Raw genomic sequence first — 15,303 nt, forward strand, 5'->3', positions numbered from 1 at the left:
ATTGACTTCGTCCATACATTCGTTGGCCTATAGTCCCTCGCTACATCCCTCCGCCCGGTCGCTGCCAGTCAATTTGCACTAGCTATGTCGGAAAATAACGCGATTTTGCAGGAGGCAAGCGTTCCCAAATGTGCTTGGCAGCGACGAGCGCGTCGTCGCTGCAATACACAAAACGATCAGATCCCGGCTATAAGATCGAACTTCAATCCTGCAGCTTTGAGTTCTTTTGCCAACAGGATTTTCCATCCACCCGCCGTATCATAAGGAATGAAAAATACTCCGCCAAGGTCCGTGGGAAGTTCGACTTTGCCTTCCGCTAGCGCAGCGACTTTAGCGCCGCCTAGTTTCGCGAAGAGGTAGCCCAGTTCGAAAATGACGTTTTGCCGGGCCCGGAACGAATGTTGTTCGCCAACTTTGCCGCCTACGTCATCTGGGGACATCAATACCACAGCGAACGCAGCCTGAGCGGCAAATCGCTCCAGTTTCTGGATTATGGTCAGGCCTTCATTTGGCTGTTCATCAAGCAGAAGTTCGTCGAAGCCAATTTTGTTGAGCCATCGCGCTATATCGTTTCGGATGCTGTCGCTGTGGCCATGCACTATAAAAACCTTTTGGCGCTCGCCTTCTGGCTTGTCGATCTCGGTGGCGATCGTCCGGAGCTGATCTTCGACTTTGTCCGAAGTTTCGCTTTTGAGAATGTCTTCTCGTCTAAGTACGTCAATAAGATCGACGTCTTTGATGGCCCAATGAGTGCGATAACTCTCGCCACCAGGAAGATCGATATCCAATTCACCCGCGACCCGAAGAATATCTTCCACTGAGATAGGCTTAATGGTCCGGTCAATTTCAAATGTTATTAGTACCTCCTGCTTCTGCTCCTTCACGGAAAGTATCTTCCCAACCAGGGCGGGTGCTGTCCAATCTTCTTTATTTTTTGGAAGTCGTTTCGCGAACTCGTACGCGAAGAGGGTCGGCAGCCCGCAAATGTCTTTTACCGTCTTATCCGACAGAGGTAGAAAATGGGATTTCAACCGTACTGATGTATATGACAAAACCCGGTCGAACCCCAACGTTTTCTCGGTTGTCTCGTCCCAATAGCCCTCAGAGCCAACAACTAGCAGATTGTACATTTTCCACCCCACATTGTCCGACCGAGGCCATAGCCGACACTTACTTAAAATAGGTGAATAACTCGCTTAGCTGGTTTCTTTCGTCACATTGTGTCAGGCGTCATTGCCGGATCATCGTACTTGTCCACATAAACAGAGAGCTTTTGATCGCGCAAAAGATCTCCGAGCTTGGACGCCAAATCTGCCGACAAGAGGTAGAGCGGGCTCCGGTCGGTCCACATGTTTTAAACGACAAAATTATATTGATAACGGCAACAAAATCTGTGTTTTATTTGCGGGTGCATCTGCTGGCCGACGCACCATGCCGTCGCCAACAACGTAAACATGATCGCCTTCAATACGAGATCACGATGCCGAGCGTATTCTTCTCCTATTCACATGTCGATGCAGCACTTCGGGATCAACTCGAAAAGCAGCTTTCGGTGTTAAAACGGCAGGGCGTGATCGAGACATGGCATGACCGACGCGTTGGCGCCGGTGATGCCTTCGAGCGGGAAATCGATGAGCATATAGACGGCGACGACATCATTCTCCTTTTGATCAGCGCGGATTTCCTTGCTTCTGACTATTGTTACGACATCGAGATGAAGCGTGCGATGGAGCGGCACGAGCGTGGGGAAGCGATCGTGATCCCGGTTATTCTGCGGGCGTGCGAATGGAAACACGCGCCCTTCGGCAAGCTCAAAGGCGTTCCAGAGGATGGCCGCCCCATAAAACAATGGTCTGATGTTGACGCCGCTTTCTTGCAGGTTGCCCAGGCTGTGCGAGATGCGGCGGGGCGGGCCGCTGAGCGACGCCGGGCGATTGTATCGCCGGTCCAGACGTTGCCGCACAGCGTCGAGACGAGCATGCTGGATCGTTCCGCAACCACTTCTGACATTTATTTCGATGAGGATTGTATCGTGAACGTGCATTCGGTTGCCCAGGTGGTCAAGTCCGGCGCACCGCTAGCCAAGATACATTGGCACGCTTCCATTCTCGAAGAGCTAAAGCGATACGACGAATGGTGGACGACATTTGATCGCAATTTTGAAGCACGAAAACCAGAGCAGTGGACCATGCCCGATTTTCAAAAATGGGCAACTCGAACAAGGAGAAGGCTGCGACATCTGCGAGATCTAATTCAGAAAGAAGTAGATGCCGCACCCCAGAAAATGCGTGCCGCTCAGGCTTGCGTGGAGAGCGAGTGCGAGAGCACTCAGATCGAGGTATTGACGCAGCTCGCGGGCTTCAATGCCCTGCAGCTTATTCGCCTATTACAGCGCGGTGACCAGTTCCTTCCCGATCCTGACTGGAAGGACCACTCGGCGTTTCCAACACTGCCTCGCGTGCCAGACTGGCTGATCGACCTCGAACCAGAAAACAGTGCGTTGGGCGCTCATGTGTTCGGTGAAGATCACTTTCTTCTTTCACGGGTCGGAGAAAATGAAAACGTATATGAATACGTTGTTCTGCCAAGGAACGCCGCAGAAAGGCTCCAAGATAACGGGCGAGACGAGAGTGTGTATTTCCGGTGGGTCATTCCTCAATGGATCCATTATGGGTACGAGAGAAAGCTACCATCGAAAGAACACTGGAACGTATATGCACTCAGGGATGGTCTGGGGCGAGAGAGCTGGAGTTCAAGTTCACCCCGTCCGTGGCGTTAGGAACTAGATTCCGAGGAGTATGTCACGCCATTGGAGGTCACAATGACCATCCGAAATGGAAGCGGGCAGATCGTAGGCAAGCAATTTCTTCCTCCTTGCATGTTCCAAGATGCCGACAAGTAGTCGGCCTGGCGGTACAAGCACAAGTGAGGACACAACGTGAGTCAAACGTCCGACCTCGACAAAGCTACATTTCTCAGGCTGCAATATCTACGGATGCCGACAGTCCATTGATCACTTTCTCAGCGATTTGTGGGACGCGACGCCAAGCAAACCCATGAAGCGATTTCTTGCACCCATCGACCCATTGCTCGGATTTTCACCGGGTAACGTCGAATTGCATATTCCGAAGATCGAACAAGATCGCGGTTAAGAAGCGAAAAGAACATCTGCGCGAGTGGGAGCGCCGAAAGCAGCATACTCACAAAGGCAGGAAAAAGCTTCCTCGTCTCGCCCAAGAAGAAAGACGGGAAATTGAGCGGGCAGCCCGTGAAGTGCGACGCGAAGAAAACCGTAAAGTGATGTCAGAATTTTTTTGCATCCTGGGAACAGCGTCGAGACGTTGGCTGATTATCCCCTCGGCTCACGTCAGCTCACGCGTTTCGTTGCATCCGTGGACGGTCGTTATTGATCAGGCGCTTCGGCGCCGCGAGTGTTTGTTCTATCAGCTGGCTGAGAAGAGCGGGGTTCGGGCCTAGCTTTTCCCAAAGCGTCCAGCTCGCATAGCCGGTGTCAATGTTATCCTGTAAGCGGCCAGGCTTCCGCGTTCCCTGCCCTTCCCATATGATCGTAGGAAGTCCTATCCCGACAATTCCCATCTGCTGATCGAGTGAAGCTTGAATCTCCCAATCGACGTAGCGGCGATTGAGCGTCTCAGCCCCGCACAAAACAATCGTGCAAGAGCTGCCGTGGAGGCGGGTTTCTCGGATCCGCCTCATAATGTAATCGAAACTGGAGCTATCGATCGCACGCGCCAGAGAGTTGTCCGCGATCATTTCGTAGTCGTCATCGAAGAATTTTGAGAACCCATCGTAGTAATCCTGGTCGTTTCGATGGTGATAGCTAACAAACACCTTTCGTCGTACCGGCTGATATGGGAAGAAGCTCATTTACGCCCCTTTCTATTGGGTCTTTATCAATCGTCGACGGCGATTGCCTTGGTGATGCAATATATCAAATCGCGCTCTTGAATAATCTACATTGAATTCATTCTACTGCGCATCCGCTTCCGCCCTGACGCCGTCATCGAGCGGCTGGGCTGCCGCGCTGAGCGATATCGTAGCGGCATCAATGTGTTCAATGGCAGCGCCATAGAGAGCCTTCGAGGGCGATAGCCTCGGATCGCTCGTCCAGCGCCAGTGCCAAAATTCAGCTTGGGTGAGTTTCATAAACCACGCGGCCTGCGATAGAGCGATTTCCGCCGAACTCAACTGTTTCGTAGCGATATCCCGCCACCACAGCAGCTGAACGAACCCAGCTTGGCGGGGGCCTTCGCGGCGGTGGCCATCGATCAAAATAGAGCCTTCGGCTCGCTCTACCAGGAAATCTGGCTGGTATCGATCGTCGCCTTGGTCGAGCGCGATCGGCATGCAGGACCAGGAAGTTACATCTGCATCAACGTCCAGCGGGCACGCAACATCATGGGCCAGTTGGTCGCGGAAGATCGTCGGGCCAACACAATAAATGGAATGAAAAAGTTTGGAGGTGGTAGCGGCAAAGTGTCGCCGTTTGAGGAAGCGGAAACGCTCATCATGAACCCTCGAAAACACAAACAACCGGAAACATCCGCGAGCGCGGACAGTTTCAGTGTGCTATTCGTATTGGCGTGCGAGCAAAGTTTTCCATGCCTGAACAAATACGGAACGGAATTTGGGATGTCAACGACTTATTACGGGTCGCCTGTGGCAATCAGCCTTACAGCCTAAGCTGTAGCGATTTGCTCATCGCCTGGTCTTCGCTTGATTGAGGATGACCCGCCATAGCCTGATAATTGAGGTTGCATTGCGTTGTCGTTTTTGACACGAATGATTGCGGTCGCGCTGAAACATGACCTCCGAGCCACAAATAGGGACTTGCAGTACGGTGTCTTACCAATGGGACGTCTTCCTCAGTTATCCGCGCAAGGGGCACGTACCAGCTTGGATAGAAAGACACTTTCTGCCGATGTTTCGCGGTCACCTTCAGGGCCTTCTGCAAGAGGACCCCAAGATATTTGTCGACTCAGCTCAGCCTACCGGGGTGCAATGGCCCCAGAATATTCGAGACGCGCTTTTGCGAAGCCGCGTGATGGTGGCGGTATGGACACCACCATACTTCAAGTCTGATTGGTGCATGGCCGAGTGGGAAAGCATGTTGCAACGCGAGGCATTTCTAAAAACTCAAGGGAAAGCTCACCCGAACGGGCTGGTCTACCCGGTCGTGTTCTCGGACGGCAGGAACTTTGATCCACGCGCCCAGAACACGCAGTCGCGCGATTTAAGTAACATGAACTATCCTTGGGAAGCCTTCAGGGATTCGCCGAAGTATTTGGACTTTCATGACGAGGTCAAGGCCATCGCCGACGAAGTCGAGGAACGAATTGCACAAGCTCCGCAGTGGGATTCTCTTTTTCCGCTCGCTGACCCGTCGGCCGTCATCGTCAACAATCCCCAGATCGGACTACCCTTGCTATGATGGCTGGAACCGTAGTTACATTCTATTCATATAAGGGAGGCGTCGGCCGGTCATTTGCGTTGGCAAACGTTGCGACACTGTTAGGCCGTTGGGGTTTTCGAGTCCTCTGCATCGATTGGGACCTTGAGGCGCCAGGTCTTGAGGATTTTTTCAGACCGTATCTCGCTCCTGAAGTGAACCCGCGCGATGGCGGAATGGTCGAACTACTTACTGAATTCGCCAAAACGAGGACGGTTCCACTGGAATGGCGGCAGCTCGTTCAGCGATTACGCAAACCAGAGCTGGCAGGCGTCGAATTCATTAAGGCTGGCCATGCTGACGCCAATTACATGCGTCGGGTCCAAAAATTGGACTGGGAGAAACTTTATAAGCAAGGGCTAGGCGACGCACTCGAAACGATGTTCGATGAGCTGCGTAGTGAATACGACTTCGTTCTGATCGACGCGCGGACGGGCGTAACGGATTTTTCCGGCATCGTGACCGCTCAGCTTCCCGACATTCTGGCTTTCCTTTTTACCGCGAATGAGCAAAGCCTTGGCGGCGCGACGATGGTAGCCAACCGCGCTGCAAAAATCAGAAATGATCTCGCTATCGATAGGTCGCGACTGTTGCTTCTGCCAATTCCGGCCCGGTTCGAGTCGCAGGTTGAATACGATCTATCCTCGAAATGGCGCACCCGCTTCGTCAGCACGCTCAAGGCGTTTTACGAGGGTTGGGCAAACAAGGACGCGCCGGTCGAGAAATTGGTTCAAGCCACTACGATCCCATACGTCCCGTTCTGGAGCTTCGGTGAGCGAATATCAGCGGTCGAGGACCGGAGCTTTGATACGTCGAGCATAAACTACAGCATGGAAACCATTGCTGCGCTTCTTGCTCACCGGCTCGGCCAAACGAGATTGCTGGTTGAATCGCGAGACGAATATGTGGGAGCGGCGCAACGCCTTGGACGACCTTCGGAAAACTCGGTCTTCATCAGTTACTCAACCGAAAACCGTGACGCGGCACGCCAGATTACCAATTCACTGATGCGGCGAGGCGTTAGTGTGCTACTAGAGGATCTCCGCCAGCCAGGTGAGCTTGAGATTGACATCGCCGGTCGCGCAATGGAAACCGCCACCCACTTCGTGCTGCTCTTTGGTAGAAGCGACCGTGACAACAAGTTCATGAGCGACGACGCTCGTCTATTTATGCGGCAGGCCGCATCCGATGAAGTCGAGCGGCAATTCATTCCATTCGTCTTGCCGAACGCTGTGCCTCAGGAGCTTCCATCTTTTGTTCGCCAGTATCGTTACGGAATCCTGCATGATCCGGAGACGGCAGCCGACTTAATCTGGGAGAGAATTCGGCCACCAGCCGCCGCGGTTCCAGATAACTCTCAGTTGTCACTTCGTGTCACATCCGATGGCGATATCCCTGTCGTACGTGCTCAAGTTTGTGCGCTCGCCGATAATGGTACAGTCATCGAAAGCACCACGGATACTGATGGAAATGCGACCTTGAAGCTCGTGACAGGAACATCATATCAAATTTTAGTTGCCCACCCGGAATTTTCATCGAAAATCATCAAGGATTTCACCCCTGGAAAGCAGGTAAACGTGAGGCTCCGACGCGACCGAAGACGAGGTTCACTTATAATTCAGTCGACTGGTTACATTCCGGATCTGAACGGCAGGCTCAACCCAATACGCGACACTTCAAATCGAACCTATATCTATGCCGACAACATCGCCGTGGATGATGGTAAACCTCAGCCAGTTCAGTTCCAGTTGGATAGGCCTTTTAATCTAGAGGACAGCGCCGGAGAAACGTTCTCTGTCATTGTAAGGTTGATCGAGGGAAGAACGACGTTGCTCGATTACGAAAAGGCCTCGATTGAGGTTCGTTAGCACAACGTCAAAAAAGCTGGCTGCAGAGATGGGTGTGCCGCCCGTGTGGAGAGCGTCGGGTTGCATCAAAGTTGTGCCTAACGACTCCTGCCTGGTTGAAAGGGAATGACACCCCCCGCAGCTCTTCGCTAACATCTGATGTGCACCTACACAAAGAGACAGCGATGCCGAGCGTTTTCTTCTCCTTCTCCCACGTTGATAAAGATCTGCGCGACAAGCTTGAAACACAGCTTTCGATGCTGAAGCGACAAGGCGTAATCGAGACCTGGCATGACCGGCGCGTCGGCGCGGGAAACGATTTCGCGAAGGAAATAGATGAACACATCAACACCGACGACATCATTCTCCTTCTGATCAGCGCCGATTTCCTTGCATCGGACTATTGCTACGACATCGAGATGACACGAGCGATGGAGCGGCAGGCGCGTGGGGAAGCAATTGTGATCCCAGTCATCCTGCGGGCATGCGATTGGAAGCACGCACCGTTCGGCAAACTCAAAGGTGTTCCAGAGGATGGTAAGCCTGTCACGCAGTGGACTGACATCGACGCCGCCTTGCTTGAAGTGGCTCAAGCAGTACGCGGAGCAGCGGAACGTGTGAACGGCCGTGGCGCGGCTCCGGTGGCGCAAACCCCGGCTACTTCAATAGCCCCAGGTACACGACGCCACTCGCCAGGTCCGCGATCAAGCAACTTGAGCTTGGCCAAACAATTCACGCCGCGCGATAAGGATGCGTTCAGGCACGAGACGTTTGATTATGTCGCACGCTTCTTCGAAAACTCCCTGAATGAGCTGGCGGATCGCAATCCCGGATACGAGGGCGTGTTTCGTCGTGTTGATGCCAATAGGTTCTTCGCGACAATCTACAAAAACGGAAAAGATGTCTCACGAGGCACAATTTATATGGGTGGCAGCTGGGGCAACGGTATCAATTACGTTCAAGGCGAGACTACCGAAAGCAACAGCATGAACGAGTCCGTGAGCGTCGAAGCTGATGACGATTCCTTGTATCTAAAGACCATCGGAATGTCCTCGTTCGGCGGCCGTCGGGACCAGAAGCTCTCTCAGGAAGGCGCGGCTGAGGCGCTCTGGGACATTTTGATCCGGCCCCTGAAGGGCAATCGTTACTGAGGAACTATCCATGCTGTCAGCACATGAATTTACAGTCGGCGCTTTCAAGGACGCTTCGCCGACCAGTCTCATTTTGCCGCGCACGGAACATGAGCAAACCGTCCTCATCGGACACATTGAGAATAAACCTGCCGCAGTGCTTCTTTCGGGCCAATTCGCAAATGAATATTTCCTGACGGCTGAAAGCGAGAACTGGCACGGTCTGCTCATCCCCAACGTTCGGATCGAGGTCGACGAGACAAGTTGCTTCGATCCTTTCCTTGGAAATCAAATTGGCGCAATCGTTCGAGGCGGGACGCGACTGTCAATCCGCGCCAAGGCAGACCGTTCAATGTCAGCCGCCTACGTGACCTTGCAAGACAGTCTTCCTCCCACTGGTGACTATCGAGCGGGATTTTCCAGATGGCAGGTGGTCTTGGGCGAGGGCTTTTCAAAGCGGGTGCTTTGGTCATCGCCTTCACCCAAGACATGATCGATTGGAGAAACTGCGCCAGAGACGGACCTGAGGGAATCTTACCCTTCCAATCGATCCGTCGAACTAAACCGCAACTTTGGGACTACTATGAGCATCTCGTCGATACATTCGGGTATCAATCGGTTGCAGAACCAGCTCGCCGATCTCCGAAAGAAAGATGCCCAGGAGGCAAAAAAAGAGCTTGATGCGCAGGTAAAGGCGAACCGGGCCTCCATGGAAGCAGGAAAAACCAAATCCCTGTCGACAATGCAATCAAAGAGAAGGGAAGCGGAAAACGCCCAAAAGGACGCGACGGCCGCAACAACGAAACGCGCCGCGATAGCAAAGGATATTGCCAACAAAAATGCTGAGCTTCTGAAAGCTCAGACCGCTCTTTCCAAGGAGGAAGAAAAGGAGCGGGTCAAGGTCTCCAAAGAGATCGAGCGAAAGCAGGCGGAGCAGCTACGTCGACAAAAGGATATCGATAATCGCGTCGTTTCGGCAATTTCCTCGCGACGGGTAGCCGAACTCCAAACTGATAGCTCGACTGAAAGCTTCGACGTGTTCATATCCCACGCTTCAGAGGATAAAGAAGAACTCGTTCACGAACTGGCTGAAAAGTCGACAGCGGCTGGTTTGTCAGTCTTTTACGACGCCAAATCCATTCAGTGGGGCGAGAGCCTTCGCGAGCGTATCGAACACGGGCTGGCAAATTCGAGCTTCGCGGTCGTGGTGCTATCGGAAGCATTCTTCAAAAAGGAATGGCCAAAGCGCGAGCTGGACGGACTGTTTGGACTCGAAATGGATGGCCGATCCAGAATCTTGCCGATATGGCACAAAATCTCAAAAGACGAGGTTTTGAAGAACGCCCCTACCCTTGCGGGGAAACTCGCATTGACCACAGCCAGCCTGACCGTTGATGAAATCGTCGAGAAGCTGGTTGAGATCGTCAAAGGATGATTGGTCGGTGCTGGTCATGCTGCTAATCCAATGTCGCACATTTGGTCAGTCACTGAGATCGTTGGGTTTGCTTTTCTCCTGCTGTACGATTTTCAGAATCTGGTCCGCAACAGACGTGACGAACGCAGCCTCCAGCGCCGGATCTTCGGGCCATCTTTGATAGAGAGTTTCGTTCAAAAGCGGATAATTGTCAGCGATCGAGAAGTTGGCTTCACATATCGGCAGTATTCGACCCTTTCGGTTTATATTCATCGCTATCGCGGAGTTCAGCTCTTTGTTTGTCCAACCTTTTGCGGAAAAAGTGTCAGACAGGAAGGGAACAAAGAAGCTGGACTTCAAAAGACCATGGTTGATCTTTTCGACAATAGAATCGCCCCACTGGATGCTGTCCACATCGAAAAAAACCTTGATGCCAAGGCTTTCGAGCTTCCTTTTAAGCTTTACTACCGTTGGCTTGTCTTCGGTGGCATGAGATAGAAAGACATCGAATTCTCGAACCATGTCCGCATACTTTTCAATCCATTCAGCGCCTTTCAGGCCGCTAAGAACCGCCATCTTGCAAAGTTTCGCGGTAACAGGATCGTCCCGTCCCCTCACTTGAGAGATGTATGCCAACCACCCCTCGATATGACGCCAGAAATGGTCGGGATTGTCCGTGGTCTTGAGCCAGAGCTTTGCAGCATTCTGTGCTCCATGCACACGCGCGGAATGAAGCTTCATGCGCAAGAGTGCAACATCTCCTCTCCAGACGTTTGCCTTTCGATTTACGATAAGGCCCGTTACCTCCTGTCGCTCACTGGAGAAAAGAATGCGGGTCTTTTCCTCGTTCACCTCGAAACGGGCTGAGCGAAATGCCTCACGGATCGCATTTCCCAATTCCACCGAGCGTTCGCCGTGGAGAGGCTCCCATGATCTAATTACGGAAGCCGGAACGGTCTTTTGATTTGAAGAGAACGTAATGTCGTCGGCATATCGGGAATAACGCAGCCTCTCGCTGATGGCGATCGACAAGAGTTTCTTATCCAGATTGTGCGCGATCAAATTCGCGATGATTGGTGAGGTCGTTGCTCCCTGCGGAAGTCCGTCGTTAAACGTCGTTATCCTGGCCAGGATGGTTGCTACCCGATCATTGAAACCGAAATAGCTCGACATGAACAAGCCGCGGACCCGCGCGAAATTAATTGAAGGAAAGAAATCCTTGATGTCGATATTGAGAATCCATCGTTGACGCTCGTGATATTGCGCGTTCGTCAGAAAAGATTCACCTTTCACATAACCTTTGACGTACTGCTTCGGAGAATATTTCTGGGCAAGTATCGCGGCCAAACGGTCTTGCGCCAAAGCGAGGCCCCTCACCGGCTTTGAAATGTCTCGCTTTCCGCCCTTCTTTTTGGGGATCTGGAATTGCTTGTAATAGCTACCATTGTCAGCGTTTTGGACCACGTAAAAGAATCTGGCGGGATCCAATCCCAGAACGGACGCGACGTCTTGTACTGAATGCGCAAATCTGAGCGAGACAATGGGGTCCTCAAGCGAGGAAATGAAGACGTTCAAGGCTTGACCCTCGCTCTGTACCTTCCCGTGTCACCGCATCGAGCATAGCGCACCGGCCCGCGCGGATGTGTACTGACGTTTCAGCGAGTTGCCGTGAATTCACCGGCACCAACTAGAGGGTCAAGCCTCGGGACAATAACAAGTCAGCATGAGCGATCTTGTCAAGCTTCGGCACAACTTTTCCACGATGAAATCCATGTCCCCGCAATTTCACACGGGTTTGTTCAAGCGCCACAGATACCTGGCGGCCAGCAAGGAAAGGTTGCGGCAAATGTGGAATCGATGTTGTTTACCCTTGGATGTGCGACAGGATGGGTTTCAGCGACAATGTTGGAAGATGCGGGAAAGGTTCTGTGGCGCGACGCACTGTCCGCTTGGGGTGGCGACGATCCACTGTTCGATGACAAATTTTTCGAAGCGTACGGTCATCGTGAATGGTTGGATCCCCCCGACAGTGACCGAAACGCGGCATACTCATTGCACGTCGAGCTGATCTCCCGCATCAGCACACAGCCGCTAGCTTATAACGAGGGCAGCGAAAAAGCTGCCTTGAAAAGCATTTACAGCCTTTTTGGAACAGCCCGGACGCTGACACAGGCTGCCGCTGGCGCCTACATCTTCGAGACCATCGTCTGGCACGTCCTCAATACCCATGTTCGGCCATTCACCGCGAAATGGCACGCCAAGGCCAACAAAGGTGACCTGAGAGCGTTGGACAGCAGTGATGTCTTCCGCGCGGAACTCCGGTCTGTGCAGAAGAAATTGCTCGCACTGGACACGCTTTTGGCCAAGGTCGTAGGCGCGGAATGGTACGATGCACGGGAGGTGTCGCGGCCAGGCGACGACGCAATCGAGAAGGAGATGGCCGACCAATTCGTCACGCCGAGACAGGCGGTCTGGAAGCCGATGGGCGAGCCTTCTTCCGTGGCCGTGGTCCGACCTCGAACGAAAGAATACGCCGCCGAGCTGGACCGACTTCGAGCAAGCGAGGAGAAATTCGTAAAGGCTCGGCGTAAATTTTATAATCTCAAGGATGAGAAATGGTCTTCGGGTTTGGCCCTCTCGGGTGGCGGGATCAGGAGCGCGACATTCGCAATGGGCGTCCTTGTCTCACTGTCGAGGCGAAACCTGCTGCCTCAATTCGATTACCTATCGACGGTGTCCGGAGGAGGATACACCGGCTCGTTCCTTACGCAATTGCTTGGCTCTCCCAAGTCCAAGCTGGAAGACCCCAAGAACCCGAAAGTTTCTCTTCGCGCGTCCGATTTACCGTTCAAGCGTGAGGAAGGAGAATCCCTTCTACTGCAACGTCTCCGCCATGGAGCCAGCTTCCTCTCCGGCGGAGCTTGGGAGCGCTTCTCGGTCGCGATGTTCCAAGCACAAGGCATCTTTATCAACTTGCTGCTTTTGGTGCTCCTTATATCGCTTTTAGCCAACGCGCAGATCGTCCTTGCCCAGTTAATCCCGAGCAGCCTTGTAGCGTCCCTGGCGTTTAGTTGCCTGATCGCTTTCTTTGTCTGGGCAATAGCGTTGCAGGTTGGCCGAAGTCTAGTGCCAACATCACGTCGGTTCCTTAACGGATTGAACCCATGGCTGTGCGCCGGTCTGTTGCTCGCCCCGCTTTTGGCGGTGATTCAAGCTGCAAATGGAGGGGCCACATGGATCCGGGAGACCTGGTTACCCGACAGGTCCTTGCTCATGGGGTATGCGCTGGTGTTCCTACTGCTTTTTGGAGCCACCCTATCGATTGGTTGTGCGCTTTTCATAGGTTTCAGTCGCACCCGCCCAGCGCTTATGAGCGCGGCCACGATCATCTTCATCGTGCTCAGCGAAGGGTTTTTCTTCCAGATTCTGAACGGTGGACAAGACTACGGACAAACGCTGCAGATCGTGGCTCCGATTGTCGCTGCGGGCGCCGTCCTGTTCATAACATTCAGCGCAAACACAACATCCCTGCACCACTACTACCGAACAAAGCTTGCAAAGGCATTCCTGCTAGACAGCAGAGCTGAACCGGCGTCTCCGATGAAGATGACCGATTTCGAAGCTGAGCGGGCAATGTTCCCCATCATCAACTGCGCCCTGAACGTGCCCAATTCGAAAATGCCCGAAATGCGCGGGCGGCAATCTGATCTCTTCTCTTTCACACCCGTAAGTGCCGGAGCAAATCTAATCGGTCACTCGGCGATGTCCGCCTGGGAAGAGGCGAATGGAAAGCAACTGGATCTAGCCTCCGCAATGGCGCTCTCTGGAGCGGCGGTTTCCCCTCAGATGGGACTGAAGACCAATCGATACGGAAGTTTCTGGCTCACCCTACTAAACCTGCGGCTGAACCTTTGGCTGAAAAACCCGCGCTCGCAGGTTCCCGTTCGTTACTTTCCCAATCTTTGGAATCTTCAAAAAGAGCTATTTGCTTCCGCCGACGAAAAGGGCGCTTTTCTGAACATTTCCGACGGCGGCCATATTGAAAATTTGGGCGTCTATGAATTGCTGCGGCGCCGCTGCCGGTTCATCGTAGCCGTCGACGGAGAGAACGATAGCCAGATGACTTTTCACGCGCTGACCAACCTTCAGCGTCTCGCATACATTGATCATGGTGTGGTCATTGAAGCCGACCTCGACGATCTTCGCAAAGGCGAAGACGGATTGAGCCGGTCCCACTTCCGCTTTTGCCGGATCCGATATCCTTCAGGCGCCGGTGATCACGGTGAGGAAATCGGATATCTGGCCTATCTGAAGCTCTCACTTACCGGGAATGAAGGCGAATTTATCAGGCGCTATAAATTCGACGAACCAGCATTCCCTCACCATCCCACCGCAAACCAGTTCTTCACCGAGGTACAGTTCGAAGCGTACCGCGCTCTGGGTGAACATGTGGGTGACAAGATGTTTCTACCTGCCATCACGGGCTTCCAAGACAAGGACGACGTTGGACTGGAAGAATGGTTTCTCGGCCTCGGGAAGAGCTTCCTTGACCCTCTGGCATCGGCAAAGGCGGGAGGGCCGTCGCGCCCCCCCAATCCGGGCGTCCAAGCGGACATCGATAAACCATCAGGCCCATGAGTTCTTCTTTTTCCATGCTTCTGACATCGGGCGTCAGGCGGATGCGGACCTTTGCGACGCGATGAGCTGCAGAGGTCTTTCGACATCTGTGTTCAATCCACGAGGTCGAACCTGGCAATGCCAAGCCCTGCGGAGCAAAGAAGACCGCCTTCGGTCTTTGCCATCGTCAAACGATGGGAGGTAGCCACTTCATCAACCTTCTCAGGAATGATCCGCAGGATCTTCGCGGCTTCACTCAGGTCAACTTCACCGTAGATGTAGGCTTCGAGATTGAGCCGCCAGAACAACGGTTCTTCATCACTGGTCGGATCGCTTTTCCGGTTAGTGAGATGTTCCAGTGCTATCAGCACACACGACATAGCGTCGTTTTGATCGATGTCCTCATCATCAGGCCACTCGTGGGGTGTACATCCAAAGATGCCTGATGCCGTCGCGATCGGAAGCGGTCACGCGCCAATTTGCAGAGCAATGTTCAGCGATTCGTAGGCGGTCGCTGCCCCAGCTAACCCAGCGCCAGCACATGACGTGCGCCCCGAACTTACCACGTTTGACGACGCCGAAAGGCTCAACGTAGATCCCGTCAATCGCATCTTGTTCGGCTGCGTTCACAAAAGCGCCGGTGCCAGCGCTGGGACGTTCACATAGCTTGTCAACAACGGAACCATGACCCATCGCAGCAATGACTGCCGCAACTTCCGCATCACTTAAATCAACCCACATCCTGAAATCGATAGTTTTTACTCGGGATAAGAAATGCTGGTTGAACTGTCTGGAGCGTCAACCTTTTTTGAGCGGCACGCTGAG

Annotated in this window: 12 protein-coding genes; 6 read left to right on the forward strand and 6 right to left on the reverse strand. The window is 53.2% G+C overall.

Features of this window, described 5'->3' with window-relative positions:
- Nucleotides 1–176: 176 nt before the first annotated feature.
- Entirely contained in the window at nucleotides 177–1,130 is a 954-nt protein-coding gene (locus A3C3_RS0123555; RefSeq protein WP_022717039.1) for a TIR domain-containing protein, read from the reverse strand.
- Nucleotides 1,131–1,273: 143 nt separating this feature from the next.
- Here A3C3_RS0123555 and A3C3_RS43910 point away from each other — a divergent pair, with 143 nt between their 5' ends.
- Nucleotides 1,274–2,779, forward strand: a complete 1,506-nt coding sequence (locus tag A3C3_RS43910) for a toll/interleukin-1 receptor domain-containing protein (protein WP_233450618.1) — start codon at nucleotides 1,274–1,276, stop codon at nucleotides 2,777–2,779.
- 593 nt (nucleotides 2,780–3,372) lie between these two features.
- On the opposite strand, the gene A3C3_RS0123565 is transcribed toward A3C3_RS43910, so the two are convergent.
- Complete coding sequence (locus tag A3C3_RS0123565) at nucleotides 3,373–3,888, reverse strand: TIR domain-containing protein (protein ID WP_022717041.1); 516 nt, start codon at nucleotides 3,886–3,888, stop codon at nucleotides 3,373–3,375.
- 102 nt (nucleotides 3,889–3,990) lie between these two features.
- Nucleotides 3,991–4,554, reverse strand: coding sequence for a hypothetical protein (locus A3C3_RS39055; protein WP_145611795.1), 564 nt, complete (start codon nucleotides 4,552–4,554; stop codon nucleotides 3,991–3,993).
- A 271-nt stretch (nucleotides 4,555–4,825) separates the two neighbouring features.
- Between A3C3_RS39055 and A3C3_RS39065 the strand changes: the two genes are divergently transcribed.
- The 4 genes from A3C3_RS39065 to A3C3_RS0123600 all read left to right on the forward strand — a co-directional run bounded on the left by A3C3_RS39065 (nucleotide 4,826) and on the right by A3C3_RS0123600 (nucleotide 9,882).
- The gene (locus A3C3_RS39065) at nucleotides 4,826–5,452 is read left to right on the forward strand and encodes a toll/interleukin-1 receptor domain-containing protein (protein ID WP_022717044.1); all 627 of its coding nucleotides are present in this window, start codon (nucleotides 4,826–4,828) and stop codon (nucleotides 5,450–5,452) included.
- Nucleotides 5,452–7,338 (forward strand): KGGVGR-motif variant AAA ATPase, encoded by a 1,887-nt coding sequence (locus A3C3_RS42710; protein ID WP_267903866.1) that lies wholly within the window; start codon nucleotides 5,452–5,454, stop codon nucleotides 7,336–7,338. Before A3C3_RS39065 ends, A3C3_RS42710 begins: the two co-directional genes overlap by 1 nt.
- A gap of 164 nt (nucleotides 7,339–7,502) precedes the next feature.
- Nucleotides 7,503–8,468, forward strand: a complete 966-nt coding sequence (locus A3C3_RS0123590) for a TIR domain-containing protein (protein ID WP_022717046.1) — start codon at nucleotides 7,503–7,505, stop codon at nucleotides 8,466–8,468.
- A 562-nt stretch (nucleotides 8,469–9,030) separates the two neighbouring features.
- Nucleotides 9,031–9,882 carry a toll/interleukin-1 receptor domain-containing protein gene (locus A3C3_RS0123600; protein ID WP_022717048.1) on the forward strand — a complete coding sequence of 284 codons (852 nt, stop codon included), beginning with the start codon at nucleotides 9,031–9,033 and terminating at the stop codon, nucleotides 9,880–9,882.
- 45 nt (nucleotides 9,883–9,927) lie between these two features.
- On the opposite strand, the gene A3C3_RS42715 is transcribed toward A3C3_RS0123600, so the two are convergent.
- Entirely contained in the window at nucleotides 9,928–11,436 is a 1,509-nt protein-coding gene (locus A3C3_RS42715; RefSeq protein WP_022717049.1) for a TIR domain-containing anti-phage reverse transcriptase, read from the reverse strand.
- A gap of 327 nt (nucleotides 11,437–11,763) precedes the next feature.
- On the opposite strand from A3C3_RS42715, the gene A3C3_RS0123610 reads away from it, so the two are divergent.
- Entirely contained in the window at nucleotides 11,764–14,499 is a 2,736-nt protein-coding gene (locus tag A3C3_RS0123610) for a patatin-like phospholipase family protein (protein WP_233450616.1), read from the forward strand.
- Nucleotides 14,500–14,591: 92 nt separating this feature from the next.
- Here A3C3_RS0123610 and A3C3_RS0123615 read toward each other — a convergent pair whose 3' ends face one another.
- The gene (locus A3C3_RS0123615; RefSeq protein ID WP_145611794.1) at nucleotides 14,592–14,849 is read right to left on the reverse strand and encodes a hypothetical protein; all 258 of its coding nucleotides are present in this window, start codon (nucleotides 14,847–14,849) and stop codon (nucleotides 14,592–14,594) included.
- Between the two features lie 37 nt (nucleotides 14,850–14,886).
- Nucleotides 14,887–15,219 carry a hypothetical protein gene (locus A3C3_RS45430; RefSeq protein WP_145611792.1) on the reverse strand — a complete coding sequence of 111 codons (333 nt, stop codon included), beginning with the start codon at nucleotides 15,217–15,219 and terminating at the stop codon, nucleotides 14,887–14,889.
- Between the last annotated feature and the right edge of the window lie 84 nt (nucleotides 15,220–15,303).

The organism is Rhizobium mongolense USDA 1844 (assembly GCF_000419765.1).
Classification (GTDB): domain Bacteria; phylum Pseudomonadota; class Alphaproteobacteria; order Rhizobiales; family Rhizobiaceae; genus Rhizobium; species Rhizobium mongolense.